Annotated in this window: 25 protein-coding genes, 1 other RNA gene and 1 pseudogene; 13 read left to right on the top strand and 14 right to left on the bottom strand. The window is 66.3% G+C overall.

Going from position 1 to position 26872, the window contains the following annotated elements; all coding sequences use genetic code 11:
* Nucleotides 1–207: 207 nt before the first annotated feature.
* The 10 genes from ssrA to prfB all read right to left on the bottom strand — a co-directional run bounded on the left by ssrA (nucleotide 208) and on the right by prfB (nucleotide 8290).
* Nucleotides 208–575, bottom strand: a transfer-messenger RNA (tmRNA) gene (gene ssrA / locus G6N50_RS27940).
* Nucleotides 576–708: 133 nt separating this feature from the next.
* The gene (locus G6N50_RS27935) at nucleotides 709–1671 is read right to left on the bottom strand and encodes a coiled-coil domain-containing protein (protein WP_083092948.1); all 963 of its coding nucleotides are present in this window, start codon (nucleotides 1669–1671) and stop codon (nucleotides 709–711) included.
* A gap of 165 nt (nucleotides 1672–1836) precedes the next feature.
* Nucleotides 1837–2682: a maleylpyruvate isomerase family mycothiol-dependent enzyme gene (locus G6N50_RS27930; RefSeq protein WP_083092949.1), complete on the bottom strand. Its 846-nt coding sequence runs from the start codon at nucleotides 2680–2682 to the stop codon at nucleotides 1837–1839.
* 52 nt (nucleotides 2683–2734) lie between these two features.
* Nucleotides 2735–3481: an EamA family transporter gene (locus G6N50_RS27925; protein WP_443677639.1), complete on the bottom strand. Its 747-nt coding sequence runs from the start codon at nucleotides 3479–3481 to the stop codon at nucleotides 2735–2737.
* A gap of 92 nt (nucleotides 3482–3573) precedes the next feature.
* Nucleotides 3574–4083 carry an SsrA-binding protein SmpB gene (smpB, locus tag G6N50_RS27920; protein ID WP_065052255.1) on the bottom strand — a complete coding sequence of 170 codons (510 nt, stop codon included), beginning with the start codon at nucleotides 4081–4083 and terminating at the stop codon, nucleotides 3574–3576.
* Between the two features lie 2 nt (nucleotides 4084–4085).
* Nucleotides 4086–4979 (bottom strand): permease-like cell division protein FtsX, encoded by an 894-nt coding sequence (gene ftsX / locus G6N50_RS27915; protein ID WP_083092952.1) that lies wholly within the window; start codon nucleotides 4977–4979, stop codon nucleotides 4086–4088.
* The gene (ftsE, locus tag G6N50_RS27910) at nucleotides 4980–5669 is read right to left on the bottom strand and encodes a cell division ATP-binding protein FtsE (RefSeq protein WP_007772842.1); all 690 of its coding nucleotides are present in this window, start codon (nucleotides 5667–5669) and stop codon (nucleotides 4980–4982) included.
* Nucleotides 5670–5713: 44 nt separating this feature from the next.
* Complete coding sequence (locus tag G6N50_RS27905) at nucleotides 5714–6205, bottom strand: hypothetical protein (RefSeq protein ID WP_163650914.1); 492 nt, start codon at nucleotides 6203–6205, stop codon at nucleotides 5714–5716.
* Entirely contained in the window at nucleotides 6202–7188 is a 987-nt protein-coding gene (locus G6N50_RS27900) for a mechanosensitive ion channel family protein (RefSeq protein WP_232068845.1), read from the bottom strand. Before G6N50_RS27900 ends, G6N50_RS27905 begins: the two co-directional genes overlap by 4 nt.
* Nucleotides 7178–8290 carry a peptide chain release factor 2 gene (gene prfB / locus G6N50_RS27895; RefSeq protein WP_083092957.1) on the bottom strand — a complete coding sequence of 371 codons (1113 nt, stop codon included), beginning with the start codon at nucleotides 8288–8290 and terminating at the stop codon, nucleotides 7178–7180. Before prfB ends, G6N50_RS27900 begins: the two co-directional genes overlap by 11 nt.
* A 171-nt stretch (nucleotides 8291–8461) precedes the next feature.
* On the opposite strand from prfB, the gene G6N50_RS27890 reads away from it, so the two are divergent.
* Nucleotides 8462–9823 carry an FAD-dependent oxidoreductase gene (locus G6N50_RS27890; RefSeq protein ID WP_083092958.1) on the top strand — a complete coding sequence of 454 codons (1362 nt, stop codon included), beginning with the start codon at nucleotides 8462–8464 and terminating at the stop codon, nucleotides 9821–9823.
* Nucleotides 9824–9895: 72 nt separating this feature from the next.
* Entirely contained in the window at nucleotides 9896–10327 is a 432-nt protein-coding gene (locus tag G6N50_RS27885) for a pyridoxamine 5'-phosphate oxidase family protein (protein WP_083092960.1), read from the top strand.
* Here the strand turns inward: G6N50_RS27885 and G6N50_RS27880 are convergent.
* Together G6N50_RS27880 and G6N50_RS27875 are read right to left on the bottom strand one after the other, a co-directional pair.
* Nucleotides 10269–10619 (bottom strand): annotated as a pseudogene (locus G6N50_RS27880) (group III truncated hemoglobin). The gene G6N50_RS27885 and the pseudogene G6N50_RS27880 sit on opposite strands and share 59 nt — an antisense overlap.
* A 199-nt stretch (nucleotides 10620–10818) precedes the next feature.
* A complete protein-coding gene (locus tag G6N50_RS27875; protein WP_083092961.1) occupies nucleotides 10819–11616 on the bottom strand; it encodes a universal stress protein in 798 nt (265 codons plus the stop codon).
* Between the two features lie 258 nt (nucleotides 11617–11874).
* Here G6N50_RS27875 and G6N50_RS27870 point away from each other — a divergent pair, with 258 nt between their 5' ends.
* The 5 genes from G6N50_RS27870 to G6N50_RS27850 all read left to right on the top strand — a co-directional run bounded on the left by G6N50_RS27870 (nucleotide 11875) and on the right by G6N50_RS27850 (nucleotide 18514).
* A complete protein-coding gene (locus G6N50_RS27870; protein ID WP_083092963.1) occupies nucleotides 11875–14205 on the top strand; it encodes a nitric-oxide reductase large subunit in 2331 nt (776 codons plus the stop codon).
* Between the two features lie 30 nt (nucleotides 14206–14235).
* Nucleotides 14236–14835 carry a hypothetical protein gene (locus G6N50_RS27865; protein ID WP_276053501.1) on the top strand — a complete coding sequence of 200 codons (600 nt, stop codon included), beginning with the start codon at nucleotides 14236–14238 and terminating at the stop codon, nucleotides 14833–14835.
* Entirely contained in the window at nucleotides 14832–15629 is a 798-nt protein-coding gene (locus tag G6N50_RS27860; protein WP_083092966.1) for a slipin family protein, read from the top strand. The genes G6N50_RS27865 and G6N50_RS27860 overlap by 4 nt, the downstream gene beginning before the upstream one ends.
* 519 nt (nucleotides 15630–16148) lie before the next feature.
* Nucleotides 16149–17333 carry a PPE family protein gene (locus G6N50_RS27855; RefSeq protein WP_083092968.1) on the top strand — a complete coding sequence of 395 codons (1185 nt, stop codon included), beginning with the start codon at nucleotides 16149–16151 and terminating at the stop codon, nucleotides 17331–17333.
* Between the two features lie 92 nt (nucleotides 17334–17425).
* Nucleotides 17426–18514 carry a PPE family protein gene (locus G6N50_RS27850; protein ID WP_083092969.1) on the top strand — a complete coding sequence of 363 codons (1089 nt, stop codon included), beginning with the start codon at nucleotides 17426–17428 and terminating at the stop codon, nucleotides 18512–18514.
* Between the two features lie 4 nt (nucleotides 18515–18518).
* Here the strand turns inward: G6N50_RS27850 and G6N50_RS27845 are convergent, their stop codons facing one another.
* A complete protein-coding gene (locus G6N50_RS27845) occupies nucleotides 18519–18863 on the bottom strand; it encodes a hypothetical protein (RefSeq protein WP_142275429.1) in 345 nt (114 codons plus the stop codon).
* Between the two features lie 53 nt (nucleotides 18864–18916).
* Here G6N50_RS27845 and hisN point away from each other — a divergent pair, with 53 nt between their 5' ends.
* The 3 genes from hisN (at nucleotide 18917) to G6N50_RS27830 (ending at nucleotide 22426) form a co-directional block, all read left to right on the top strand.
* Nucleotides 18917–19705, top strand: coding sequence for a histidinol-phosphatase (gene hisN, locus G6N50_RS27840; RefSeq protein ID WP_083092973.1), 789 nt, complete (start codon nucleotides 18917–18919; stop codon nucleotides 19703–19705).
* Between the two features lie 85 nt (nucleotides 19706–19790).
* On the top strand, nucleotides 19791–21188 hold the full coding sequence (locus tag G6N50_RS27835) for an acyl-CoA dehydrogenase family protein (protein ID WP_083093127.1): 1398 nt from the start codon (nucleotides 19791–19793) through the stop codon (nucleotides 21186–21188).
* A gap of 32 nt (nucleotides 21189–21220) precedes the next feature.
* A complete protein-coding gene (locus tag G6N50_RS27830; RefSeq protein ID WP_067830780.1) occupies nucleotides 21221–22426 on the top strand; it encodes an acyl-CoA dehydrogenase family protein in 1206 nt (401 codons plus the stop codon).
* Between the two features lie 27 nt (nucleotides 22427–22453).
* On the opposite strand, the gene G6N50_RS27825 is transcribed toward G6N50_RS27830, so the two are convergent.
* Nucleotides 22454–23320: an oxidoreductase gene (locus G6N50_RS27825; protein ID WP_083092975.1), complete on the bottom strand. Its 867-nt coding sequence runs from the start codon at nucleotides 23318–23320 to the stop codon at nucleotides 22454–22456.
* Between the two features lie 22 nt (nucleotides 23321–23342).
* On the opposite strand from G6N50_RS27825, the gene G6N50_RS27820 reads away from it, so the two are divergent.
* The 3 genes from G6N50_RS27820 (at nucleotide 23343) to G6N50_RS27810 (ending at nucleotide 26831) form a co-directional block, all read left to right on the top strand.
* Nucleotides 23343–24341, top strand: a complete 999-nt coding sequence (locus tag G6N50_RS27820; RefSeq protein WP_083092977.1) for an oxidoreductase — start codon at nucleotides 23343–23345, stop codon at nucleotides 24339–24341.
* Between the two features lie 78 nt (nucleotides 24342–24419).
* On the top strand, nucleotides 24420–25391 hold the full coding sequence (locus tag G6N50_RS27815; protein WP_083092979.1) for an NADPH:quinone oxidoreductase family protein: 972 nt from the start codon (nucleotides 24420–24422) through the stop codon (nucleotides 25389–25391).
* Nucleotides 25392–25733: 342 nt separating this feature from the next.
* Nucleotides 25734–26831, top strand: a complete 1098-nt coding sequence (locus G6N50_RS27810) for a homogentisate 1,2-dioxygenase (RefSeq protein WP_083092981.1) — start codon at nucleotides 25734–25736, stop codon at nucleotides 26829–26831.
* Nucleotides 26832–26872 lie beyond the last annotated feature (41 nt).

Here is a 26872-nt window from a genome sequence, read left to right as displayed (position 1 = left end):
CTGCATGCCGTCAAGCCCGCTACACCGGCGATGGGGATCAGTTGAAGTAATCGTCTGCCGCGCATGGGCGCTCCTCGCACTCGTAGGAAACCTACCTGCGGCGCAATATTGCCGCCTGTGATGAGGTACAGGATCGTCCGTTCGGAGCAACGGGTCGAAGCATTCGATCCAGTCAAACGAAAGGGCCGCCGAGCGGCGGCCCTTTCTCTGTGGAGCTGCCGGGAATCGAACCCGGGTCCTACGGCATTCCCTCAAGACTTCTCCGTGCGCAGTTCGCTATGCCTCTACTCGGATCTCCTGGTCACGCGAACAAGCCAGGATGACGATCCCAGTCGCTGTTGGTGTCCCGATAAGTCCCGCGACCGGACTCATCGGTGGATCCCTCTAGCTGACGCCAGGCTCCGGGTCGAGGGCTTTCCCGGTCTGACGGACTAGCTGTCGCTTAGGCAGCGAGAGCGTAGTCGCGCTGATGTGAATCGGCGCTTATCTGTTTGCAACGACGCTTACGGTGGTCAGTTGCCTGCACCGGCACGCTTCCCTTGATTCGATGCGCGAAGTCGAAACCTTTCAGCCCCTCGCACCCCGCCGACTTTCGGCAGGAATATCAATGGTACCTGCCTATCAACCAGCGGCAACGCAAATATGTTCCGCGCTGGGGCGCCGAATCCCCCGGCGCCTGGCACCGGGGGATTCGGGCAGTTGGGGTTGCTAGTTGATGCCGACCACCTCTTGGGCGATGGCAGCAATCCGGGTTTGCGCCGCCGAGACGACGCCCTGCCGGTTTTTGTGCGCCTCCTCATAGGCGATGACAACCCGCACGTCGTCGGGGGTGGTGAGATCCTTGATCGCGGCCACCGCCTCGCTGACGTTGAGTTCGTCATAGTTGCCGATGGGCAACTCGGACTCGTCCAGGACGCCGACCGTGGCGCGACCGGAGTGCAAGGCGTCGGCCGCCCGGTCCGCCCCTTCGGAGCGGGTGACCCGTTCCGCGGCCCGCAACGCGGCGCTCTGCGACGCGGACAGTGCCTTCGCGGCGATCTCGCCGGCATTGCCGCCGCGCTTGACGAGGTCGTTGATCGCCGGACCGGTGGAACGCAGCGCATCCACGGCCCGGTCCACCCCACGGGCGGACCAGGTCACCGGCAGGTTGACCAGCTTCACCGCGGTGCCGGCGGCCATCTGGATCGGGGTACGGCGAAGCGCCGCAGGTCCGCCCAGCGCATCTTCGGCGAGCACGGTCGTCAGCCAGTCCACGGTCGCCGCGTGGGCGGTGATCAGGCGGTCGGCGAGATCGACGATGTCCTGGCGCTTCGCGGCGACGGCCAGCGCCTTGGTGTAGCGAGCCCGGTCCAGCAGCTGATCCTCCAGCGCGAGGTCACCCAGCAGCGCCTCGTCAAAGGGTTCGGCCTGCTCGGTCAGCGCTTTGACCGCCGCAGCGGCGCGGCCCAGGAAGGGACCGATCACGTCAGGGTAGCCCCCCAGGTCCCGTATCGCCGACTCGATCGCTTCGGCCCGGGCACGGCCATTTCCGGCGTTCTGGGAAAGCTCGCGGCGCACCGCCTCGGTGCGCGCCTGGACGACGCGGGTCTCCGCGATTTGAATCTCGGTGTTGGTCAGGTCGAGCAGCGTGCGCAGTTGCGCAAGCAATCTCGAGGTATCGGGTGCAGTCATTTTTATGGCCCTCCTGGCATTGACGATGGGTGTCGGCGCAAGGCGCGCTCTTTGACCGCCTACCCGTTCACCGGCCCCCAAGACACCATCAATGCGCAGGTGTGACATATCTCGCTTTGTTTACTCCGTCACCGCCCGATTCGTCGGGCAAGACGAAAAGACTTGTCAGATAACGAAATTGAGGCGGTCGACAATCTGCGCGGCAACGTCTTCATCGCCGCCGAGTTCGATGTCCTGCGAGCGGGCGGGACACATCGGGCGGCCACCGGCGAGCCGGGTGAACTGCAGCCCGTCCAGCCGGATGGTAGCGGTGGGTGCTTGGCCGCCGAAATCGTCGGCCACCGCGGCCCGGCCGTCGACGCTGACCCGGATGGTGCGGGCCAGCGGGCCGGTGAGGTCGAACTGGACGCGTGAACCGTCGGGCGCCTTCGCCAGCTTGCCCACCACGTAGCCCATGGTGGCGGCGATCTCGTCGACGGCGAGCGAGGCCGCGGGTCCGGCGAGTTCGCCGTCGGACGGCGGCCTCCCCAACGCCACCCGAATGTCTTGCTCGTGCATCCAGCAGTCGAACACCCGGATCCGCATGAACCGGCCATACGAGTCCGGCCCACTGGGCGTCATCGTCACGGCGTCCCACTCCTCGCCGGACATGTTCGAGAGCGCCTCGCGCCGATCGGTGGTGATCGCTCTGAAGCTTTCCAGCACGTCGGCATCGGCGTGCGCGCTCAGATGGCGCACCCAGCACTCGTTCATCACGCCGATGTCGTTGCGCACGTGCTCCAGCGCCGAGACGTCGATATCGGGCTGGGGAGCGGCGATGCCGGCAAGGAACGACTCGGTGCCGATCATGTGCGCCACCAAGGCTTTGACGTCCCAGCCCGGCAGCGGGCTGGCCGCCCGCCACTGCGCTTCCGACAGCCCGGCCAGCAGCGTGTCGATGTCGTCCCACACCGCGAACAGGCCGGAGAGCACGGCGGACTTGTCGAGTTTGGTGACGGGGCGATCGGCCATGCTCAGGATCGTAGGCCGATGCTTCCCGTCAACAGAAGCGGCCTCACAACCGTCAGGCTGAGGCGATCATCGCCACGGATCCCATGGCGAGCACCATGCCGATGCCCTGCAGTCGGGTCACCCGCTCGCGCAGCACGACCATCGCCAGCACGACCGTCGCGGCCGGATAAAGAGAAATCAAGATGCTGGCCAACGACAGCAGCCAGGTGTGCAGCGCCGCGAGCATGGTGATATTGGCGAAAATGTCCAGCACCGCCACGGCCACGGCCAGTTTGAGCGGCCGCCCCCGCGGCATCGCCAGGTTCTGGCTGGACTTCGCCATCGCGAACACCACGAGGCTGGCCGCCACCCGCGCGAAGAACAGCGGCCAGAGTTTGCACACGTGCGGCGCCTGATGGAGGAACACCAGGTTCAGTCCCATCGCCGAGCCCGCAACCACTGTGAGCCAGGCCACTTTTGGAGTGAACCGGTACGGTGTCCCCTCGGCGGGGGCCTCGCGGCTGACCAGCATCACCGCCGCCAGCGCCAGCACGACGCCCACCAGGGCCGCTTGCCCGGGCCGCTCCCCCATCGCCATGCCGACCGCGACGGGCACCGCGGCGTTGAGCACCGCGGCCAGCGGTGAGACCACCGAAATGGGCCCGGAGCCCAGCGCCGCGAAAAACGCCCACATGCCGAACGCCATGCCGATGCCGTACAGGGCACCCCACAGGACGGCACCGAGATGGATGGGGCCGCCGACGAAAACGGCCATCACGCCCACCAGCAGCGTCTCGATCGGGTAGGCGACGAGCATCACGCGCAGCGCGGCCACCCGCCGAGCTGCAACGCCGCCCACGAAATCGCTGACACCGTACGTAACGGCCGACAGCTGGGCGTATGCCGCCCCGATCAGGTCATGCCCTTTGCTCGGCGCCCCATTTCACGGACCACTTCGCGCTGTGCATCGCGTTGCGCCATGTCCTGGCGCTTGTCGTAAGCCCTTTTACCGCGCGCCAAGGCCAGTTCGACCTTGACCTTGCCCTCGGAGAAATACAATGACAGCGGCATCAAGGCGAGGTTACCATCCCGTATCTTGCCGACCAGCCTGTCAATTTGTTGCCTATGTAACAACAACTTTCGGTTGCGACGCGGCTCATGATTGGTCCAGCTACCGTGCTGATACTCCGGAATGTACAAGTTACGCAACCACACTTCGCCGTCGTCGATCGTTGCGAACGCGTCAGCCAACGATGCTTGGCCCAGACGAAGGCTTTTGACCTCGGTGCCTTGCAAAGACACTCCGGCCTCGAACAACTCGATGATCGAATAGTTATGCCGCGCTTTGCGATTGGTGGCTATCACCTGTTTGCTGCCACCTTTGCCGCCCGCCGCCTTGGCTCGGCCGGAACCCTTGGCCACAGCTACCGCCTTATATAGAGGCGCAATGTTGCATATGCCGTCATTGCCGCCATCGACACGCCGAGCAGGAACAACCACGGCGAGATGTAAAGGATGTCGGCGTAGTCGACCTTGGCGATCAGATGTGCTTGGTAGAACTGGCTGAGCGCGTTGTCCAGGAACACTGCCCGAACCAGCATGAGTCCGACGACGGCGATGGCCACACCGATGGACGCGGCCAGCATCGCTTCCACCAGGAAGGGCAGCTGGGTGTACCACCGGCTGGCACCCACCAGCCGCATGATCCCGATCTCCGTGCGCCGGGTGTACGCCGCGACCTGCACCATGTTGGCAATCAACAAGATCGCCCCGACGGCCTGCACCAGCGCGACGGCGAACGCGGCATCACGCAAGCCGTCCAGGACGGCGAACAGCCGGTCGATGAGGTCCTTTTCGTTGAGGATGCTGCGCACCCCGGGCTGCCCCTGCATCGCGGCGTCGAACTCGGCGTGCTGTTCGGGATTGTTCAGTTTGACGATGAACGACGCGGGAAACGAGTCCTTGCCCGCCACATCCTTGAATTCCGGGAACTTCTTGATGGCGTCGTTGTAGGCGTCCTGCCGGTTGACGAAGCGCACCGATTTGACGTCTTGGCGCGCATCGATCTTGTCGCGCAACCCCTTACACGGCGCGGACGCGCATATCGTGTCATTGGCCGAGATGTCGTCGGTCAGGAACACCTGCGTCTCGACGCGGTCGAGATAGATCTCGCGCGAGTTGTCGGCCAGCCGGACCACCAGCAGACCGCCGCCGAACAAGCCGATGGAGATCGCCGTCGTCAGGATCATCGCGGCCGTCATCGTGACGTTGCGCCGGAGCCCGGTAAGGACCTCGTTGAGTAGGAAGCCGAAGCGCACTTAGCGGTCCATCCCGTAGATGCCGCGCTGCTCGTCGCGAACCAGCCTGCCCAACGACAATTCGACGACGCGCTGGCGCATCGAGTCGACGATGTGGTGATCATGCGTTGCCATCAGCACCGTCGTCCCCGTGCGGTTGATCCGCTCCAACAAATCCATGATGTCCTTACTGGTATCTGGGTCGAGGTTGCCCGTCGGCTCGTCCGCCAGCAGGACCAGCGGCCGGTTGACGAACGCGCGGGCGATCGCCACCCGCTGCTGCTCGCCACCGGACAATTCGTGGGGCAACCGATTGGCTTTGCCGGACAGGCCGACGGTTTCCAGCACCTCCGGCACCACCCGGTTGATCGCGTCCGTCCGTTTTCCGATCACTTCCAGCGCGAACGCGACGTTCTCGTAGACCGTCTTTTGCTGCAACAGGCGAAAGTCCTGGAAGACGCAGCCGATGACCTGGCGCAGCTTCGGGACGTGACGACCGCGCAGCTTGTTGACGTGGAACTTCGATACCCGGACGTCGCCGCTGGTCGGGTTCTCCGCGCCGAGCAGCAGCCGCATGAACGTGGACTTGCCCGACCCCGACGGGCCGATCAGGAAGACGAATTCACCCTTGTCGATTTTGACGTTGACGTCCTCCAGCGCCGGGCGGGCCGACGCTTTGTACTTCTTACTGACATGGTCCAGGGTGATCATCACGGCACGCCAGTGTAGCGGTGAATTTCGCCTGGCAGGCGAAGTCAACTGGCCGGTGGCGGCGAAGTCGGCGTCGGGCCGGGCCCCGGCTGCGGTTGCTGCGGCGGCGGTGTGGCCGGGCTCGAGCTGGGCGGGCAGAACGGCTGCGGCAGGATGCACGGCAGCTGCGGCAGCTGGAACGGCGGTGTCGTCGTGGTGGTCGTCGTCACCGGTGGCGGCGGCGGTGGCGGGGGCGGCGGTGTGCTCGTCGGAGTGGGCGTATAGGTGACGGTTGGCGGCGGCGCCTGCACGCGGCTGCGCGGCACCCACGTGTAGTTGGGGTCGGGCACGAATCCCGGCGGCACAATTTGCTGCGCCGGGGGCTTGGGTGGCGGTTCGGGGCGGTAGGTGTCGTAGACCCACCACACGGCGAAGAACGCGATGAGCAGCACGAGTGTCGACGTGCGCATCCGCCCGCCGAACACGTACTTCGGCCAGCGATGCTCCGCATCCGTGTCGTAGCCGCGCTTCTCGAGGATGTTCAGGGTGAACTTCAACGCTTCTGCACCGCACCTTGGACTTCATCGTCGGACTGCTGTTCGGCGGCCTGGGCGGCCGGAACGGAGGGGTCTTCGACCAGGCCCACCGTCGCGTCCGCCGCGGTCACGATCCCGACGCGGGCCAGCGCCCGGATGACCAGCACGCGCAGCTGCCTGCCGACCTCGAACTGCTTGCCGGGCAGGGTGCGAGCCACCAGACGCAGCGTGACGGTGTCGACCGCGATACTCTCCACACCCATCACGGTGGGGGCATCCAACAGCAATTCCCCGAGGACGGGATTCTCCATCGCGCGGTCGCATTCCTGATGCAAGACCTCGTTGACCCGGTTGAGGTCGGCGCTGGTCGACACCGGGATGTCCACCACCGCGCGCGCCCAGTCCTTCGACAGATTGACCACCTTGACGATCTGCCCGTTGGGAATGGTCAACACTTCGCCATCCGACGAACGCAAGCGGGTCACCCGCAATGTCACGTTCTCCACCGTGCCGCTGGCCTCCGTCGCGGAAACCACCGTGATGGTGACCAGATCTCCAAAACCGTACTGGCGCTCCACCAGGATGAAGAAACCCGCCAACAGGTCTCGCACCAACTGCTGGGCGCCGAAACCCAGCGCGGCACCGACCACGGTGGCCGGCGCGACCAAGCTGCCCACCGAGAACTGCAGCACGTCGGCGATCTGCATGATGACCCAGATGCCGATGATCACGATCGACACCCAGGAGATGACCGACGCCAGGGCCTGCCGGTGTTTGGAGGCTTCCGAGCGCACCAGCGCGTCGCTTTCGGCGAAACCCAAATTGAGCTGATGGGTCACCTGCTGCGCGACCCAGTTGACCAACCGGGCCGCCAGCACCGCCGCGATCAGGACCATGACGATCCGCAGACCCCGGGTGATGATCCACTCACCGAGTTCGCCCCGCCAGAAGTCGTGCCAGCGGTGCGTCATCGATGCAGCAAGAAAACTTGTGTTATTCGTCATCTTTTCGGTTGCGCCAACGTATTCCCGCTTCCAGAAATCCGTCGATGTCTCCATCCAGGACGGCCGCAGGATTGCCGACCTCGTACTCGGTCCGCAGATCCTTGACCATCTGATACGGCTGCAGAACATAGGAGCGCATCTGGTTGCCCCACGAACTGCCACCTTCGCCTTTTAACGCGTCAAGCTCAGCGCGTTCTTCGGAACGCTTGCGCTCCAACAACTTTGCCTGAAGCACCCGCATCGCCGAGACCTTGTTCTGCAACTGCGATTTCTCGTTCTGGCAAGTCACGACGATACCCGTTGGGATGTGGGTTAAACGTACCGCAGAGTCGGTGGTGTTCACCGACTGGCCTCCCGGGCCACTCGAGCGGTAAACATCAACGCGCACATCACCTTCCGGTATGTCGATGTGGTCGGTGGTCTCCACCACCGGGAGCACCTCGACTTCAGCGAACGATGTCTGACGTCGGCTCTGGTTGTCAAACGGGCTGATTCGCACCAGCCGGTGGGTGCCCTGCTCGACGGACAGCGTGCCGTACGCGAAGGGCGCGTGCACGGCGAACGTCGCGCTCTTGATGCCCGCTTCTTCGGCGTAGGACGTGTCGAACACCTCGACGGGATACTTGTGCTGCTCGGCCCACCGGATGTACATCCGCATCAGCATCTCGGCCCAGTCAGCGGCGTCCACCCCGCCCGCCCCGGCCCGGATCGTGACCAGCGCCTCGCGTTCGTCGTACTCGCCCGAGAGCAGGGTCCGAACCTCGGTCGCTTCGATGTCCGCGCGCAGCGCCTTGCGCTCGGCGTCGGCCTCGGCCAGCGCGTCGGCCGCGCCTTCCCCCTCCTCGGCCGCCAGCTCGTAGAGCACCGGCAGATCGTCCAGGCGGCTACGAAGCTCCTCGACCCGGCGCAGCTCGCCCTGAGCGTGAGACAACTCACTGGTCACCCGCTGCGCCCGCGCCTGGTCGTCCCACAATTGAGGATCCGATGCCTCGTGTTCGAGCTTCTCGATGCGGGTGCGCAGACCGTCCACATCGAGCACCCGCTCCACCGTGGTCAGGGTGGCGTCGAGGGCGGCGATATCGGCTTGACGGTCAGGTTCCACAGGCGACAACGTTACCCGGGGCCCGCCGACCGACTTTGCTCGCAGCGAGTGTCCAGGTCACGACCAGCGGTCATGCGTTTAGCATCGAGTCACGATCATGTGCGCCCCGCTCTGCGCGCCGGGCTGTTTAGGAAGCCCCCGGCGCTATCGAGCACGAATAGAAGGTCGAGTATGCGCCCTTATCACGTTGCAATCGTCGGCTCCGGCCCGTCCGGTTTCTTCGCCGCATCGTCCTTACTGAAGGCGGCCGACGGGTCCGAGGACTTCGATGTCGCCGTCGACATGCTGGAAATGCTGCCCACCCCCTGGGGACTGGTGCGCTCCGGCGTCGCGCCCGACCACCCGAAGATCAAGTCGATCAGCAAACAGTTCGAGAAGACGTCCCAGGATCCGCGCTTCCGTTTCTTCGGCAACATCGCGGTCGGCGAACACGTGCAGTCCAGCGAGCTGGCCGAGCGCTACGACGCCGTCGTCTACGCCGTCGGGGCACAATCCGACCGCGCGCTGAACATCCCGGGCGAAGATCTACCGGGCAGCATCGCCGCCGTCGATTTCGTGGGCTGGTACAACGCACACCCCAACTTCGAGGAGGCCACGCCGGATCTCTCGGGCGCCCGAGCCGTAGTCGTCGGCAACGGCAACGTCGCCCTCGACGTGGCACGCATCCTGGTCACCGACCCCGACGTGCTGGGACTGACCGACATCGCCAACCACGCGCTGGAGTCGCTGCGCCCGTGCGGCGTCGACGAGGTGGTCGTCATCGGTCGGCGCGGGCCGCTGCAGACCGCGTTCACCACCCTGGAGCTCCGCGAGCTGGGCGAGCTGGACAACGTCGACGTGATCGTCGACCCCGCCCAGCTGGAGGGCGTCAGCGACGAGGATGCCGCGGCGGCCGGCAAGACGGCGAAGCAGAACATCAATGTGCTGCGCGACTACGCGAAGCGCGATCCGCGCCCCGGGCACCGCCGCATCGTGCTGCGCTTCATGACGTCCCCGATCGAGATCAAGGGCGACCAGAGGGTGGAAGGGATCGTGCTCGGCCGCAACGAGCTGGTCACCGACGACAACGGGCGGGTGTCCGCCAACGACACCGGCGAACGCGAGGAGCTGCCGGTTCAGCTGGTGGTGCGCTCGGTCGGTTACCGCGGCGTGCCCACCCCGGGGTTGCCGTTCGACGAGAAGACCGCGACGATCCCCAACAGCGGCGGCCGGGTCGACGGCAGCCGCAATGAATACGTGGTCGGCTGGATCAAGCGCGGACCGACCGGCGTCATCGGCACCAATAAGAAGGACTCCCAGGACACGGTGGACACCCTGCTCGCGGATCTGTCCGGCGCCGACGGTCTGGCGGATTTTCCGGACAACCACGCCGACCGGCTGGCCGACTGGCTGGCGTCGCGCCAGCCACAGCTGGTCACCTCGGCGCACTGGGAGCTCATCGACACCCATGAGCGAGCGGCCGGCGAACCGCACGGACGTCCCCGCGTCAAGCTGCCGAGTTTGGCCAAGTTGCTACGGGTCAGCCACGGCTGATCGCCGATCTCTGCGGCGCCGGGGATACAAAGGCTCTACTCAACGACGCCGATTCTCCGTAGCGTTGAGCGGGTGGGTAGCGACCAACCGGTAACCGTGCTTTCCGAGAATGAGAACTGGAATCTGTTGGGCAGCGTCGCGCTGGGCCGGCTGGTCACCAACTTCGCCGGTGAGCCCGAAATCTTTCCCGTCAACTTCGTCGTGCAAGACCGCACGGTGCTGTTCCGCACGGCCGAGGGCACCAAATTGTTCTCGGCCGTGGCGCATCACGCGGTGGTCTTCGAGGTCGACGACCACAACCTGGTCGACGGCTGGAGCGTGATCGTGCGCGGTCGGGCGCGATTGCTGAAGAATGACGCGGACATCCAGCACGCCGAACGCGCACAGTTGCTGCCGTGGACTGCGACGCTCAAACCGCACTATGTGCGGATAACCCCGACCGAAGTCACCGGCCGCCGCTTCCGGTTCGGTCCGGAGCCTGACCGTCACGAGCCGGTTGCGTGACGAGGAGCTCGGGCGCGTCGAGACCGGTCAGCCGCCGGCATGGCCCACGCGATGCGGCCGGCCTGAACCTTCGCCCGATCGGCCGCCGGCCCGCTGTACATCTCGTCAACGGTGTTGTGCCACAGGCGGAGTCAGCGCCGGAAGTGGCGATCCGACAGCGGAGCACGGCGATGAACGGCTCCGCCAGGACCTCGTCGTCCAGCGCCCGCCCGTAGAAACGGCGCAGTAACACCTCCACGTCAGCGCGGTCGATCAGGTCTGCGCCTGCCTCGGCCGTGGTTGGCTGGCTCATCGTCAACAGCCCCTCGATCTATCTGCAACTCGGAGTAACACTATTTAAGTGTAGCGTCCCATCAGCAGAGCCATAAGCCCCTTGACAACAAGCAGCACCAACCGGCACACACGGAACAAATTCCCCGTGCAATCCGACGTCGACTTCGATTCTGTTGCGCAACGGTATGTTTCAGGCCACCACACCAGCTCTGCCCGAGCTACAGATTGCCGCAACGTATCGCCAGCACGGAATGGCCCGCATGGCACAGGGCCTCGGCCCGAGCGTGGTCGGTGACCAGCAGCCGGTCCGCTTCGTGGCGGGCACGCAGGTACCGGTCCACGCCGCCGGCCACGATCGCCGGCACCACCTGCACGTCGGGATACAACCGCATCCACCGCGCCAGTCGACGATCCAATTGTGCTCGCGCCGAGAACTTCTCAGGGCTTCCCTCCCGGGCGTCCGCCACCCGGGATACCGACACGGCCTGCAGTGCCGCTCCCCTCAGCCTGGCTTCGTCGAACGCATGCCACAGCACCGTGCCGTTGTCCACTTCCACCACCACGCCGCTGACCCGCGGCGCCGTCAGACGACCCGTCGACTGTTGGATCACCGCGACCGGGCACAGCGCCGAGCGGACCAAGGAGGTCGCAACGGAGGGTCCGCCATGGCAGGCGTGGTCGATTCCGATCTGCCCGACGCAGATCATGAGCGCCGACCTTGATTCCTCGAGCAGCTTGGAAACCGTTTTGCCCCAAAGGATGTCGGTTTCTACCTTGACCGGTTCGCCGACGGCGTCCACGGCCCGATGCGCGTCGACCAACGCGGCTCGGGCGACGGCGAGTCGAGTACCGACGGCACGCGCTCCCGAACCATCGCGAGGATCGATGACATACACCAGCCGCAGCGGAATGTCGCGGTTGACCGCCTCCTCGACCCCCCAGACGGCCGCATGTATCGCCGCCTTGGATCCGTCAACCCCCACCAGAATTGCGGGAGCTGGATACCTGTTGCTCATCGCGACTTCCCTCTTCGAGCGTAGAAGGGTGCCCGTTACACCGTTGCACCGTGAGGTTATCGCCGTAAACCTTGCTCCCCCAGATACATTGGTCCCGAAATAGGTGCCTTTGGACCCTACGATCGACGAAACCTGCGAAATTCGATGTTGCCATCGCGATGTCAGCGACCGAATACTAGGTGCGGACGAAAACTAGGTGTGTTTGACATGCGAGACAGCGGGCACCACCACCCACCACCTGGACGGGAGACCTCGCGCATGACCGCTCAACCGACATCCACCCAGCCCTCATCGTCACAGCCCCTCATCGGAAAAGGTTGGGTCCAAGGCGTCGCCCTGGTCATGATCTTCGGCTTTCTGGTGATGGGCATCCTGGCCTACCGCACGTATTCGGCTTCGATGCCGCTGCCCGACAAGGTCGTCAGTGAATCGGGCCAGCTTCTATTCACCAGCCAGGACATCACCAGAGGTCAGGAGCTCTATCAGGCCCGCGGACTGATGGAATACGGTTCGGTGCTCGGCCATGGCGCGTACCTCGGTCCCGACTACACCGCCGAATACCTGCGGACCGCCACGCAGGATGTCTCCGGTCAGCTCCGGTCGCAGGGTGTCACCGATCCGCGCGAGCGGGTGGTCACGGAGTTCCGCACCAACCGCTACAACCCCGCCACCAAGACGTTGGTGTTCACCGATCGGCAGGCCGTGGCGTTCGACCACATCCAGAGCCAGTACGCCGCTTACTTCGGTGAGAACTCGACGAAATACGGCCTACTGCCGCACATGATCACCGACAAGGCGCAGATCCGTGACCTCACGGCGTTCTTCGCCTGGACGGCCTGGGCCGCCGCGGCCGAACGCCCCGGCCACAACTACACCTACACCAACAACTGGCCGGCGGAGCCGCGAGTCGACAACGGTCCCACCGCGGCGGTGATCGTCTGGTCGGCGCTGTCGCTGATCGCACTGCTCGGCGGCATCGGGGTCATGTTCGCGGTATACGGCCGCTGGAGCCAGAAGGTCGGCTGGCACAGCGCCGAGTCGTCCACCCTGTCCTTCCGCCAACCCGGCGAGGTGAGCCTGACGCCGGCGCAGCGCGCCTGCATCTGGTTCTTCGCGATCGTGTCGGTGCTGTTCCTGGCGCAGGCGCTGCTGGGTGCCGCGGCCGAGCACTACCGGGCCGATTTGTCGAACTTCTTCGGGCTGGACTTGGCCCGCGTGCTGCCCTACAACTTGGCCCGCACCTGGCATCTGCAGCTGTCGCTGTTTTGGACGGCGGCGGCCTTCCTGGCCGGCGGCATCTTCCTGGTGCCGTTCATCGCCCGCCGCGAGCCCAGGCGCCAGGGGTTGCTCGCCTACGTGCTGCTCGGCGCGGTCGCCGTGGTGGTGTTCGGGTCGCTGATCTGCGAGGCGCTGTCCATCTACGGCGTGATCCCGGCGGGTGGGCTGTTCTCTCAGCAATGGGAGTACCTCGACCTACCCCGCCTGTGGCAAATCCTGCTGATCATCGGCATGTTCGTGTGGATCGCCATCATCTGGCGCGGCCTGCGCGGCAGGCTCAAGCGCGAGTCGAAGATGAACATGCCCTGGCTGTTCTTCTTCTCCGGACTAGCCATCCCGGCCTTTTACGCCGTGGGCCTGCTGGCCGGCAGCGACGCCCACTACACCGTGGCCGACTTCTGGCGGTTCTGGGTGGTGCACCTGTGGGTCGAGGACTTCCTCGAGCTGTTCACCACCGTGATGGTGGCTTACATGTTCGTGTTGCTCGGCGTGGTGCGCGAACGGATCGCGCTGGGCGTGATCTTCCTCGACGTCATCCTGTACTCCGCCGGCGGTGTAATCGGCACCATGCATCACCTGTACTTCTCCGGGACGCCGGTAGAGCACATGGCTTTGGGCGCGTTCTTCTCGGCCGCAGAGGTCATTCCGCTGACGTTCCTGACCGTCGAGGCGTGGGCGTTCCTGCAGCTCGGTGCACGCCAGCAATCCGGCGACGCCAACCCGTTCCCGCACCGCTGGGCAGTCATGTTCCTGGTCGCGGTGGGATTCTGGAACTTCTTGGGGGCGGGTATCTTTGGCTTCCTGATCAACCTCCCGGTGGTGTCCTATTACCAGATCGGCACCGCACTGACCGCCAACCACGCGCATGCGGCGATGATGGGCGTGTACGGCATGCTCGCGGTGGGACTGGCCATGTTCGCCTTCCGCTACGTGATCCCGCCCGACAAGTGGCCCGAGAAGTTAGCGCGAATCTCCTTCTGGTGCATGAACATCGGGCTGGCCTGGATGGTGTTCGCCACGTTGCTCCCGTTGGGCGTGCTACAGCTCTACCACTCGGTCAACGACGGCTACTTCGAAGCGCGGTCGCTCGGCTACATCACCAGGCCCGGCAACGCCGTCCTCGAATGGCTCCGGCTACCGGGTGACGTCATCCTGATCGTCGGTGGTGTAGTGCCGTTCGTCTGGATCGCCTGGACCGCACTGCGTCATTTCCGGTCGGGTACGACGGCCGAGGAACTCCCCGAAAATCCGCTGTACACGCACGCCCCGACCGAGCCGGAGCCGGGCGCCGCAGTGCCGGCGAAGGATTGACCGGTGACTGCGCCGACTTCCTCGGTGTGGATGGTCGCCGGGTATTCCCTGGCTTTGCTAGCCGTCGGCTGGAGTTTCGACGCGATGGCCCGGCGGGCTTCGGCGCATGCGGCGCGCTGGCGCACAGGACAATTCACCTACCGGACCGACCATGATGCATGGATCTGTTCGCAGGATCATTGGCTGTGGCCGACCTCGTTCGATCCCAAACATCGAGTCATGCGGTATCGCGCATTGCCGGTGGTCTGCAACAGCTGTCCCGTCAAATCGGACTGCACGTCCTCCGAGCACGGGCGTGAGATAAGCCGCGAGGTCGACCCCTGGCCGCATTCGGACGCCGGGCGGTTTCACCGCGGGATCGCCTGCTGCGTGGCCGCATTGGGAATCGTCTTGCCGCTGGCCACATTGATCGCCAACCACTCCCCCGCCGACGCGCTGGTCCTCGTGGCCACCGTGCTGTTGGTCGCGCTGCTCGGAGCGCCGCTGGCCCGCCACCTGTGGAACACTCCGTCCAACGCGCCCGAGCACCTGCCGCACCGCACCGCGATCGAAGACCAAGTGGCCGCCGCAATCGACCGGTACTCCACGCGCTGGGGCGGTTGGAAGAGCAAGGAGGACAACACCACATGATTGCCCTTGTGATCGGCCTGATCTGCGCCGGGATTGTTTTGCTTGTGGTGCTCGCGGCGTGGTCGCTGGCCGTGCTGCGCGAGTACGAACGCGGAGTCGTGTTCCGGATGGGACACGCACGCCCCCTCTACGGTCCCGGATTGCGTTTTCTGATTCCGCTGCTGGACAAGATGATTCGGGTTGACCAGCGCCTGGTGACGCTGACCATTCCGCCGCAGGAGGTGATCACCCGGGACAACGTGCCGGCGCGCGTCAATGCCGTCGTGATGTTTCAGGTGATGGATCCACTGAAAGCGATTCTGGCGGTGGAGAACTACGCGGTGGCGACGTCGCAGATCGCTCAGACGACGCTGCGTTCGCTGCTGGGCCGGGCGGACCTGGACACGCTGCTGGCGCATCGCGAGGACCTCAACAGCGATCTGCGCACGATCATCGAGAAGCAGACCGAGCCGTGGGGTGTGCAGGTGCGCGTCGTGGAGATCAAGGACGTCGAAATCCCGGAGTCGATGCAGCGGGCGATGGCCCGCGAGGCCGAAGCCGAGCGCGAACGCCGCGCGAAGGTCATCAACGCTCGTGGGGAGCTGCAGGCATCCGAGGAGCTGCGCGAAGCCGCGGAGACCCTGTCGAAGAGTCCGGCGTCCCTGCAGCTGCGCTACCTGCAGACTCTGTTGGAGTTGGGGGCCGATCAGAACTCGACCGTCGTCTTTCCGCTGCCGGTCGACATCATCACCCCGTTCCTGCGGCATCCCGAGATGCTGCAGGGTGTGGTCGACAACCTCAATCATCGCGAGTGACCAGGAGCGCACCCTTCCACCGGGTCTGCCCAAGGCCGCCTAGGCCGTCGGCGCGGGCCGACCGGCATCGGCGGACGGCAGGCACCTTGCCGCGATCTCCAGACACCAAGACTTTCAAATACTTTCGTTGTTAAACAGGCGTAAATTACGGCTGGGGATTGGTTAACAAAACATGAACGCATAGTGAACGGTCGCTAAATTCTGCCTGGTCCGCGCCGTGAAATACGCAAAACCCCGCAGGCATCGGCCGCACCTGCGACGTTTGAAGGGCCCGAGAACCGAAGGTCTTTTGTAATGCCCTGCGCGCACGCTCCGCCAACCCGTTAAGCGCAACGCTGCCCGGCGAGACGGCAGCAACGCGACCGCACCGGGCTGCCCTACCAACCCAACGCGGGGTGAGCTTTGCCGGCCTGCAAAGGGGATCCGGGAGCGGCCCACATTCGAGAACTACGCCGATGCGGCAAGCGCCGGCGCCAGTGGCGTTTGCCCGAAATCGCTCTACGAGGGGATGTATCACACATGGAATGGGCTTTTCTTCCACCGGAAATCAACTCTGCCCGGATGTACACCGGCCCCGGGTTGGCCTCGCTGCTGGCCGCCGCGGGAAGCTGGGACGCGGTGTCGGCCGAGCTGGCCTCCACCGCGGAGTCGTACGAATCGGTGCTTGCGGGTCTGGACCTGCAATGGCGCGGCCCCGCCGCCGCGTCGATGGCGTCCGCGGCCGCCCGCTACATGGGCTGGCTGCAAGCGACCGCGGAACAGACGAAGCAGACGGCCATGCAGGCGCGGACCGCCGCGGCGGCCTACGAGCAGGCGTATGCGATGACGGTGCCCCCACCGGTCATCGCCGCCAACCGCACCCTGTTGGCATCTCTGGTCGCGACGAACATCGTGGGCCAGAACACCGCGGCCATCGCCGATACCGAGGCGCAGTACGCCGATTTCTGGGCGCAGGACGCCGCCGCCATGGCCGGCTACTCAGTGTCGTCGACGGCGGCGACGACGCAGTTGCCCCGGTTCGCCACCGCGAACAAGACCACCAACGAGTCCGGGGTGGGCGCCCAGAACGCCGCCGTCGCCACGGCCAACACCAACGCGGGCGTGACTAAGGCCGCGGCACAGACGTTTTCGCCGTTGTCCACGCAGCAACCGCAAACCACAGCGGGCAACATCTACAACATCTCAGGCGACTACTACGACCTTTCGTCGGCCGCCTCGGCCAATGGCAACGCCTTCCGGGTCCTTGACGCCATTCAGGGGACGGGCCTGGGCTTCAGCGCTCCCTACAACATGGAGCAGTTCGTGTCCGGAATCATCGGGGCCGAGAACAATTTGGGCATTCTCGCCAAGCCCGGGGCGGCCGCGGCCAATCTCGCTCCCGCGCTCGCGGCGCCGGCGCTGCGCGGCGCCACATCGGGCCTCGGCGGGGGCCTGGGCAAGGTCACCGCGACCCTCTCGCACGCCGGCACGATCGGGCCGATGTCGGTGCCCGCGAGCTGGGCCGCACCCACCAGCACACACATCTCGCCGTTGGAACCCGCCGGCTTCACCACGCTGCCGGGGACCGAGGAGCCGATGGCGTCCGGGTATCCCGGCTACCCCGGCATGCCCGGCGGCGGTGCCGCGCGATCCGCCGGCGCGGGTGTCCCGCCCCGCTACGGCGTGCGGCTCACCGTGATGCCCCGCCCGCCAGCCGCCGGGTGACGTGCCGGTAATCCGCCAACTGCCCTCGGCCACAAGCGAAACCGTTCGGCGCGAGCAGTCTCGTTTTACGCAGCTCATAGAGCTGTAAGACCATGGATTTCGGCTTTCTTCCGCCAGAGGTGAACTCCGGCCGGATGTACGCAGGCCCCGGTTCGGGCTCGCTGCTGGCCGCCGCGGGAAGCTGGGACTCGCTCTCGGCCGAGTTGGGCATCACGGCCGCGGTCTACGAATCGGTGCTGTCCGGCCTGACGGGCCTGCACTGGCAGGGGGCGGCGTCCCAGGCGATGGCGGCCAGCGCAGCGCCATACGCGGCGTGGCTGTATACGACCGCCGAACGTGCACAGCAGACCGCGATGCAGGCTCGGGCGGCCGCGGCGGCCTACGAATTGGCGCATGCCATGACCGTGCCCCCACCCGTGGTCGCGGCCAACCGCACCCAGTTGGCGATGCTGGTGGCAACGAACTTCTTCGGCCAGAACACCGCGGCCATCGCGGCCACCGAGGCCCAGTACGCCGAATACTGGGCGCAGGACGCCGCCGCAATGTACAGCTACTCAGCAGGTTCGGCTGCGGCGGTGCAGTTTTCGCCGTTTTCCTCGCCGCGCCAAACCACCAACGCGAACGGCGTGCTGGCCCAGCAGGCAGCCGTCGCGCAAGCCCACGCCAGCAGCGCCGGGTCGAACTCGGGCTCGCAGGTCGCTTCCTCGGCAGCCGGTTCGTCGTCGCAGTTGTTCCGGATCTTTGACACCATCCAGGGGGCTTCGACCGCGTTCAGGGCCATCTTCACGACGGAGGGGATCCCTTCCGGAATCATTCAGGCGGACAAGAACTTGGGCATCTTGCCGAACCTCGCGGCGGTTCCGGCCGCGTTCCCCAAGGCGCCCGCGCTCAGCGTCGCCACATCGGGCCTGGGCAACGTCAACGCGGTGCTCGCCCGCGCCGGGCGGATCGGACCCATGTCGGTGCCCGCCGGCTGGGCCAGCGCGACCGGCAACTCCGTGTCGGCATTGCCGGGCGGCGGCCTGTCCGACCTGGCGGTGACCGAAGCGGTCGGCCGAACCGGGTCCGGGACGCCCGGCATCCCCGGTATCCCGGGCGGGACGGTCAGGCGCGCGACGCTTGTGGTCCCCCGCTACGGCAGGCGGATCATGGTGATGGCGCGTCCGCCCGCGGCCGGTTGACCGCTCAGGAGGCGGGCGGCTGCGGCGATTCGGGTGGCGCAGGCGGCCCGGGTGCCGCAGGCGGTGCCGGGGGAGCAAATCTCCAGTTGTCCGGGTTCTTCGGCGAATAGACCACCGGAAACAGCTGGCCGATGGTCGGCCACTGGTTCACGTCGACGGCCATGCGCTGATACACCGCGTGTTCGTTGACGGTGGGCCCATTGATCACGCCGGCGATGGTGACGAACTGCTCGCCGGTGGCGTCCGGGCGGGGGCTGATTCCGGTCACCAGCAGCGTGCCGCTCAGCAGCTCACCGCGCGGGCCCCGCGGAACGAACCGCTGGACGAGAAATACGGCCAATACGGCCATCAACAGGAGCAGCAGACCGAATTCCCACACGACGCCATGGTAGGACTGCTCACATGAGTCACGACGATCTGGCGCTGGCACTGACGCTGGCCGACCGCGCAGACACGTTGACTTCCGCCCGATTCGGTGCGCTGGACCTGCGCGTCGACACCAAGCCCGACCTGACGCCGGTGACCGACGCCGATCGCGCGGTCGAGACCGAGCTGCGCGAGGTGCTCGCGCGCGAACGGCCGGACGACAGCATCGTCGGCGAGGAGTTCGGCGGCGACACCTCCTTCACCGGGCGACAGTGGATCATCGACCCGATCGACGGCACCAAGAACTTCGTCCGCGGGGTGCCGGTGTGGGCCAGTCTGATCGCGTTGCTGCAAGACGGCGTCCCCGTCGTCGGCGCCGTCAGCGCCCCGGCGTTGCAGCGCCGGTGGTGGGCCGCGCGCGGTCAGGGCGCCTTCGTGACGGTCCACGGTGCGCCCGCCCGTCGCCTCTCGGTTTCCTCGGTGGCACAACTCAATTCGGCAAGCCTTTCGTTCTCCAGCCTGTCGGGATGGGCGCAGCTCGGCGTCCGGGACCGATTCATCGCGCTGACCGACGAGGTGTGGCGGGTGCGTGCCTTCGGCGACTTTCTGTCCTATTGCCTCCTCGCCGAAGGGGCCGTCGACATCGCCGCCGAACCGGAAGTGTCGGTATGGGACCTCGCGGCGCTCGACATCCTGGTGCGCGAAGCCGGTGGGACGCTGACGGCGTTGGACGGCACACCTGGACCGCATCGCGGCAGCGCCGTGGCCACCAACGGCCTGCTGCACCAGCAAGTACTCGGCCGCCTCGCGGCCGCCGCCGTGTGAATTAGTTAACAAGTGTTCTCCCCGATCTTACTCCGGAGTAAGATCGGGGATATCCGCATTGCCCAACGACCTGAGGCTGCTGAAAATGACCGGTTCCGGTTCTCAACAGACATCCGCCCGCACCCGCGTCAAACGGCGCGACCACAAGTCCGCGGTGGGGCTGCAACCGCATAAGCGCACCGGCGTCGACATCGCCATCGCGCTGATCACCCCGCTCGTCGGGCAGGAATTCCTGGACAAATACCAGCTGCGTGACCCGCTCAACCGCGCCCTGCGCTATGGCACGAAGACGATCTTCTCCACCGCCGCGACTTCTTCGCGGGAGTTCAAGCGGATCCAGAACCTGCGCGGCGGGCCGACCCGGCTCAAGTCCAGCGGCAAGGACTACTTCGACCTGACGCCCGACGACGAGCAGAAGATGATCGTCGAGACGCTCGACGACTTCGCCGAGGAAGTGCTGCGGCCCGCCGCACACGAAGCTGACGAGGCGGCGACCTATCCGCCCGACTTGATCGCCAAGGCCGCCGAGCTGGGCATCACCGCGATCAACATCCCCGAGGATTTCGACGGCATCGCCGCGCACCGATCCAGCGTGACCAACGTGCTGGTCGCCGAGGCGCTGGCCTACGGCGATATGGGTCTGGCGCTGCCGCTGCTGGCCCCGGGGGGCGTGGCCTCCGCGCTGACCCATTGGGGCAGCGCCGACCAGCAGGCCACCTACCTGCCCGCGTTCGCCGGTGAGAACGTGCCCCAGGCGTGCGTGGCCATCGCCGAACCGCAACCGCTCTTCGACCCCACCCGGCTCAAGACCACCGCGGTGCGCACCCCGAGCGGGTACCGCCTCGACGGGGTGAAGTCGTTGGTCCCGGCCGCGGCCGACGCCGAGGTCTTCATCGTCGGCGCGCAGCTGGACGGCAAGCCGGCATTGTTCATCGTCGAATCCTCGACCAAAGGCCTTACCGTGAAAGCGGATCCGAGCATGGGGATCCGCGCCGCGGCTCTGGGTCACGTCGAACTCTCCGGGGTGACGGTGCCGGCGAGCGCCCGGCTCGGTGAGGACGAGGCGACCGACGCCGATTACTCCGAGGCGATCGCGCTGTCCCGGCTGGGCTGGGCGGCGCTGACCGTCGGTACCTCGCACGCGGTGCTCGACTACGTCGTCCCGTACGTGAAGGAACGCCAGGCCTTCGGTGAGCCGATCGCCCACCGGCAGGCGGTCGCCTTCATGTGCGCCAACATCGCCATCGAATTGGATGGGCTGCGGCTTATCACCTGGCGCGGCGCGGCGCGCGCCGAGCAGGGTCTGCCGTTCATCCGCGAGGCGGCGCTGGCCAAGCGGCTTGGTGCCGACAAGGGCATGCAGATCGGCCTGGACGGTGTTCAGCTGCTCGGCGGCCATGGTTACACGAAAGAGCATCCCGTCGAACGCTGGTACCGCGACCTGCGGGCCATCGGCGTCGCCGAGGGCGTCGTCGTCATCTGAGTCGTTATCCAACTCGAGCTGAAAGTTCAATCATGGCAATCAATCTGGAACTTCCGCGCAAGATGCAAGCGGTGACGACGAAGACGCACCAGGGCGCCGCCGAATTGATGCGGCCGATCGCCCGCAAGTACGACCTCAAGGAACACGCGTACCCGGTCGAGCTCGACACCCTGTTCAGCCTCTTCGAAGGGGCCTCGGAGTCAATCGAATTCGCGGGAGCCAACGCGCTGGGCGGCGAGGACGAAGAGCGGGATAAGAACCACAACGGCGCGAACATGGCCGCGCTGCTGCAGACGCTGGAAGCCAGCTGGGGCGACCTCGCGATGATGCTGTCGGTCCCCTATCAGGGGCTGGGCAACGCGGCCATCTCCGCCGTCGCCAACGAGGAGCAGCTGCAACGCCTGGGCAAGGTGTGGGCGGCGATGGCCATCACCGAACCCGGCTTCGGATCGGACTCGGCGGCGGTGTCGACGACGGCCACCCTCGACGGCGACGAGTATGTGATCAACGGCGAGAAGATCTTCGTCACCGCCGGGTCGCGCGCCACCCACATCGTGGTGTGGGCGACGCTGGACAAGTCACAGGGGCGCGCGGCGATCAAGTCGTTCGTCGTGCCGCGCGAGCATCCCGGTGTCACGGTCGAACGGCTCGAGCACAAGCTCGGCATCAAGGGTTCCGACACCGCGGTCATCCGGTTCGACAACGCCCGCATTCCGAAGGAAAACCTGCTCGGCAACCCCGAAATCGAGGTCGGCAAGGGCTTTTCCGGAGTGATGGAGACCTTCGACAACACCCGGCCCATCGTCGCGGCCATGGCCGTCGGGGTCGGGCGCGCCGCGCTGGAGGAGATTCGCAAGATCCTCACCGAGGCCGGCGTGGAGATCTCCTATGACAGGCCCTCGCACGCCCAGAGCGCCGCGGCGGCCGAGTTCATTCGGATGGAAGCCGACTGGGAGGCGGCCTATCTGCTCTCGCTGCGGGCGGCGTGGCAGGCCGACAACAAGATCCCCAACTCCAAAGAAGCGTCGATGAGCAAGGCCAAGGCAGGCCGGATGGCCACAGACGTGACGCTCAAGACGGTCGAATTGGCCGGCACCGCAGGCTATTCCGAACAGGCGCTGCTGGAGAAATGGGCGCGCGACTCTAAGATCCTGGACATCTTCGAGGGCACGCAGCAGATTCAGCAGCTGGTGGTCGCGCGCCGCCTGCTGGGCCTGTCCTCGTCCGAGCTCAAGTAGCGAGGGGCCCCGCACTTTCGGCGGAAATTACGCGGCGACCGCGGCGACCGCGTTCAGCCGCTCGCAGGCTTCGTCGTCCAGTTGGATGGACGCGACGTCGAGGTTCTCCTCCAGGTGCCCCAACGACGAGGTACCGGGAATGAGCAGCACGTTGGGTGCCATGTGCAGCGTCCACGCCAGCGCGACCTGCGCGGGTGTGTGGCCCAGTCGCTGCGCGGTCTCCTGAACCACCTGGTGGCTCAGCACCGGGTTGGGCTGCATGAAGGCCGCACCCAGCGCGAAGAACGGAACGAAGGCGATCCCCTGCGTCGTGCACTCCTCGAGCACCGGCGCCGACTCCCGGTACACCAGATTGAATGCGTTTTGCACACAGGCGATTTCGGTGCGCTCCACCGCGTGCAGCAGGCGCTCGCGGTTGACGCTGCTCAGCCCGATCCCGCCGATCAATCCCTGCTCGCGGGCCTCGATCATGGTCGAGAGCTGGTCGTCGAACTGTTGGTCCGGGCCGTCGCTTTCGAATACCCGCAGGTTGACCACGGCCAGTTGCTCGACACCGAGGCTGCGCAGGTTGGTCTCGATGTCACGGCGCAACTCGGCGGGCGCACCGGCCGGCAGCCAGGCGCCGTTGTCATCGCGGCGCCCACCGACCTTGCTGACCAGCGCCAGGTTCTGCGGATAGGGATGCAGCGCGGCACGAATCAGCTCGTTGGCCACGTCGGGACCATAAAACTGGGCGGTGTCAATGTGGTCGACGCCGAGTTCGACCGCGCGGCGCAGCACGGCCAGGGCTTCGTCGCGGTCCCGCGGCGGACCGAACGCATTCGGACCGGGCAATTGCATGGCGCCGAAGCCGACGCGGTTGACTGAAAACCCACCGAGTGGAAAGGGATCCATACGGTGAGGTTAGCGTCGAAGCATGGACACGTTTCAGGCGCTTGTCGCGCGACAAGATGGTGACCGGATAACCGCGTCGGTCGAGACGCTGAACCACTCCGACCTGCCGCCCGGCGAAGTGACCATCCGCGTGGAGTATTCGAGCGTCAACTACAAAGACGCGCTCGCGTTGACCCCGGGTGGCGGCGTGGTGCGCGACTACCCGGTGGTGCCGGGTATCGACCTCACCGGCGAGGTCGTGGAATCGGCCTCGCCCGACTTCGCCGTCGGCGACCCGGTACTGGCCCACGGGTACGCCATCGGCACCGGTCACCACGGCGGCTACGCAGAATACGCACGGCTGCCGGCCGACCAGGTCGTCGCACTCGGCGCATTGAGCCCACACGAGGGCGCCACGATCGGAACTGCGGGCTTCACCGCGGCGATGAGCGTGCAGGCACTGATCGACTGGGGCATCACGCCCGACGCCGGTCCCGTCGTGGTCACCGGAGCCACCGGCGGCGTCGGGTCGGTCAGCGTCGACCTGCTGGCGGCCGCCGGCTACCAGGTGATCGCCTCGACCGGCAAAGCCGAAGCCACCGACCGGCTCAAAGCCCTTGGCGCCGCTGAAGTTATCGGTCGACTGCCCGCCGACCCCGACGCCAAGCCACGGCCGCTCGGTAAGGCGCGCTGGGCGGGCGGGGTGGACTGCGTGGGCGGCGCGACGCTGGCCGACGTGCTCAGCACCATCGACTACGGCGGTGCGGTGGCGGCCAGCGGCCTCACCGGCGGGCCGGCCCTGCGCACCACGGTGCTGCCGTTCATCCTGCGCGGCATCACGCTGCTGGGCATGGACTCGGTGCTGATGCCCATCGGGCCGCGCCGCGAATTGTGGGCCCGGCTTGGTGATTCGCTGCGGCCACCTCACCTGGACTCACTGGTCAGCGACATCGACGTGAAAGACGTCGTCGGCGTGATCGACCAGGTGCGCGCCGGCAAATTCTCCGGCCGGGCCGTGGTGCGGGTCGCGGGCGGTTTCTGAGCCGGCAGTAGGCTGATCGAGCGCTGTTCGGGCGCATTCCCCGACGGCGGCGCCGATGACAGTGACGACGGAGGTGGCATGCGCGCGGTACAGGTGACCCGGCTCGATGGTCCGGACGCGGTCGAGTTGACCGACATCGACGAGCCGTCGGGCGACGGGATCGTCGTCGACGTGCACGCCGCCGGGGTGGCCTTCCCGGACGCCCTGCTCACCCGCGGTCTTTACCAGTACCGCCCGGAGTTGCCGTTCGTGCTCGGCGCCGAGATTGCCGGTGTGGTCCGGTCCGCTCCCGAAGGCGCGCACGTCAGCGCCGGCGACCGGGTCGTGGGCCTGACGATGCTGTCCGGCGGCATGGCCGAGGTCGCGGTGCTGGCCCCGGACCGGGTGTTCAAGCTGCCCGACAATGTGAGCTTCGAGGCGGGCGCCGGCCTGCTGTTCAACGACCTGACGGTGTACTTCGCGCTGACTGTCCGGGGGCGGCTGCAGCGCGGCGAGACGGTGCTGGTGCACGGCGCGGCCGGCGGCATCGGGACCTCGGCGCTGCGGCTGGCGCCGGCGTTGGGCGCCTCCCGCACCATCGCCGTGGTCAGCGCGCAGGACAAGGCCGACATCGCCACGGCGGCCGGCGCGACGGATGTGGTGCTGGCCGACGGTTTCAAAGACGCGGTGAAGGAGTTGACCCACGGCCGCGGCGTCGACATCGTCGTCGACCCGGTCGGCGGCGACCGGTTCACCGATTCCCTGCGCTCGCTCATGCCCGGCGGGCGGCTTCTAGTGGTCGGGTTCACCGGTGGTGAGATTCCCACCGTCAAGGTAAACCGGTTGCTGCTCAACAACGTTGACGTGGTCGGTGTGGGCTGGGGCGCGTGGGCGGGGACACATCCGGGCGCGCTGGCCGAGCAGTGGGCCGGACTCGAGCGACTGCTCACCTCCGGGGAGCTGGCCCCGCCGGAACCGGTGACGTACCCGCTGGAAGAAGCCGGGGCCGCCGTCGCCTCCCTGGAGAACCGCACCGCCAAGGGAAAGGTCGTGCTGCGCGTCCGGGGATAGGCCCGCAAGTGGTCCCATCCGCCACAGTGGTTTCAGTTCGGGGCCAATCGACTGTTTGCCCGCGTTGCAACGACAATCGTCGCGTGTTTTGAGGCCGACCGGAGTTGTCGCTGTGAGGCGGGCAACAAAACGAGTCCTGCCCGGCGGAGACGCCTGTGGCGTTTGTGACCAACGCGGGAGGGCGGCGACGGCGCGCTCACGACGGCTCCGGACGAGGCCTCGCGATGACTCTGACGACGGCCTCGCAGCAACTCTTGTGCCGGCCAAAAAGAGAAAGTAATGTCACTTTCAGTTTTGTACCCTGATCGCCCACCCAGCTGGTCCCCATCGGAGGAGCCGTCCATGGAATCCTTTGTGCACCTGCGGAAAGGCCGAACACCGCGCCGCCTGCACGCCGACCTCGAAGGCCTCAAGGACGACGAGTTGGGCCGGGGCGGATTCACCGGCCGCACCGCCAACCTCTACCGGCGCCACGACCCAACCGCCTACCGGTCGGTCGGCCCGCTGCGGCCGATCGACGTCCTGTCGAGCGAGCTCAAGCCCAGCGACGCCACCGACGCCGACGGCGGGCCCCTGCTGATGTTCAGCAACGACGACTGCCGAATCCTGTTGAGCCGTCGTCACGAGCCGATGCCGTTCTTCGTCCGTCACATCGACGGAGACCTGCTGTGCTTCGTCCACCAGGGCAGCGGTCTGGCCGAGACCGAATTCGGGCCGCTGCGCTATCGGGAGGGCGACTGGCTCTACATCCCCAAGGCATGCACCTGGCGCCAGCTGCCCGACAGCGCGACGACGATGCTGATGATCGAGGCCACCGACGAGTTCCGGGTGCCGCCCCCGGGCGCGCTGGGCCGCCACTTCCCCTTCGACCCGTCGCAGGTGGTCATCCCCGAGCCGGCGCCGGCCGACGAGGCCGACGGCGCCGACGGCGAATTCGAGGTCCGGCTCATCCACGACGGCGGCCCGACAACGCTGTTCTACCAACACAATCCGCTCGACGTCGAAGGCTGGCGCGGGGACAACTTCGCATTCACGTTCAACATCGCCGACTACAACGTGGTCACCTCCGACAGCGTCCACCTGCCCCCGACGGTGCACCTGTTCATGCAGGCCACCGGCGTCTACGTGATGAACTTCCTGCCCAAACCCGCCGAAGGGATTCCGGGTACCGAACGCACACCGTGGTATCACCGCAACGTCGACTACGACGAGATCGCCTTCTTTCACGGCGGCTCGCTCTACGGCATCCCGATGCCACCCGGTTTGATTTCGCATGCGCCCCAAGGGGTTCACCATGGCGCACCGGAGAAGGCCCGCGAACGCGCGCGCCGCAAATTCGACGACTATTCCCGCGTCGACTGGCAGGTGATCGCCATCGACACACGCCGGCGGCTGACCCCGTCGGCCGAGGTACTGGCCCACGACCTAGGACAACACTGATGACCCGCGCCAGCGACGATGCAGAACGAAGTGATGAGGAG

The sequence above is a fragment of the Mycobacterium mantenii genome (assembly GCF_010731775.1).
Taxonomy (GTDB): domain Bacteria; phylum Actinomycetota; class Actinomycetes; order Mycobacteriales; family Mycobacteriaceae; genus Mycobacterium; species Mycobacterium mantenii.
Note: the sequence above shows the minus strand (reverse complement) of the source record. Positions and strands in the feature narration are given on the sequence as shown.

What these genes read in the sequence shown, in the direction of transcription:
- G6N50_RS27935 (WP_083092948.1), bottom strand. Translation starts at nt 1,671, where the DNA reads ATGACTGCACCCGATACCTCGAGATTGCTTGCGCAACTGCGCACGCTG.
- G6N50_RS27930 (WP_083092949.1), bottom strand. Translation starts at nt 2,682, where the DNA reads ATGGCCGATCGCCCCGTCACCAAACTCGACAAGTCCGCCGTGCTCTCC.
- ftsE (WP_007772842.1), bottom strand. Translation starts at nt 5,669, where the DNA reads ATGATCACCCTGGACCATGTCAGTAAGAAGTACAAAGCGTCGGCCCGC.
- G6N50_RS27900 (WP_232068845.1), bottom strand. Translation starts at nt 7,188, where the DNA reads ATGACGAATAACACAAGTTTTCTTGCTGCATCGATGACGCACCGCTGG.
- G6N50_RS27890 (WP_083092958.1), top strand. Translation starts at nt 8,462, where the DNA reads ATGCGCCCTTATCACGTTGCAATCGTCGGCTCCGGCCCGTCCGGTTTC.
- G6N50_RS27875 (WP_083092961.1), bottom strand. Translation starts at nt 11,616, where the DNA reads ATGAGCAACAGGTATCCAGCTCCCGCAATTCTGGTGGGGGTTGACGGA.
- G6N50_RS27870 (WP_083092963.1), top strand. Translation starts at nt 11,875, where the DNA reads ATGACCGCTCAACCGACATCCACCCAGCCCTCATCGTCACAGCCCCTC.
- G6N50_RS27865 (WP_276053501.1), top strand. Translation starts at nt 14,236, where the DNA reads ATGGTCGCCGGGTATTCCCTGGCTTTGCTAGCCGTCGGCTGGAGTTTC.
- G6N50_RS27860 (WP_083092966.1), top strand. Translation starts at nt 14,832, where the DNA reads ATGATTGCCCTTGTGATCGGCCTGATCTGCGCCGGGATTGTTTTGCTT.
- G6N50_RS27855 (WP_083092968.1), top strand. Translation starts at nt 16,149, where the DNA reads ATGGAATGGGCTTTTCTTCCACCGGAAATCAACTCTGCCCGGATGTAC.
- G6N50_RS27850 (WP_083092969.1), top strand. Translation starts at nt 17,426, where the DNA reads ATGGATTTCGGCTTTCTTCCGCCAGAGGTGAACTCCGGCCGGATGTAC.
- G6N50_RS27845 (WP_142275429.1), bottom strand. Translation starts at nt 18,863, where the DNA reads ATGGCCGTATTGGCCGTATTTCTCGTCCAGCGGTTCGTTCCGCGGGGC.
- hisN (WP_083092973.1), top strand. Translation starts at nt 18,917, where the DNA reads ATGAGTCACGACGATCTGGCGCTGGCACTGACGCTGGCCGACCGCGCA.
- G6N50_RS27835 (WP_083093127.1), top strand. Translation starts at nt 19,791, where the DNA reads ATGACCGGTTCCGGTTCTCAACAGACATCCGCCCGCACCCGCGTCAAA.
- G6N50_RS27830 (WP_067830780.1), top strand. Translation starts at nt 21,221, where the DNA reads ATGGCAATCAATCTGGAACTTCCGCGCAAGATGCAAGCGGTGACGACG.
- G6N50_RS27825 (WP_083092975.1), bottom strand. Translation starts at nt 23,320, where the DNA reads ATGGATCCCTTTCCACTCGGTGGGTTTTCAGTCAACCGCGTCGGCTTC.
- G6N50_RS27820 (WP_083092977.1), top strand. Translation starts at nt 23,343, where the DNA reads ATGGACACGTTTCAGGCGCTTGTCGCGCGACAAGATGGTGACCGGATA.
- G6N50_RS27815 (WP_083092979.1), top strand. Translation starts at nt 24,420, where the DNA reads ATGCGCGCGGTACAGGTGACCCGGCTCGATGGTCCGGACGCGGTCGAG.
- G6N50_RS27810 (WP_083092981.1), top strand. Translation starts at nt 25,734, where the DNA reads ATGGAATCCTTTGTGCACCTGCGGAAAGGCCGAACACCGCGCCGCCTG.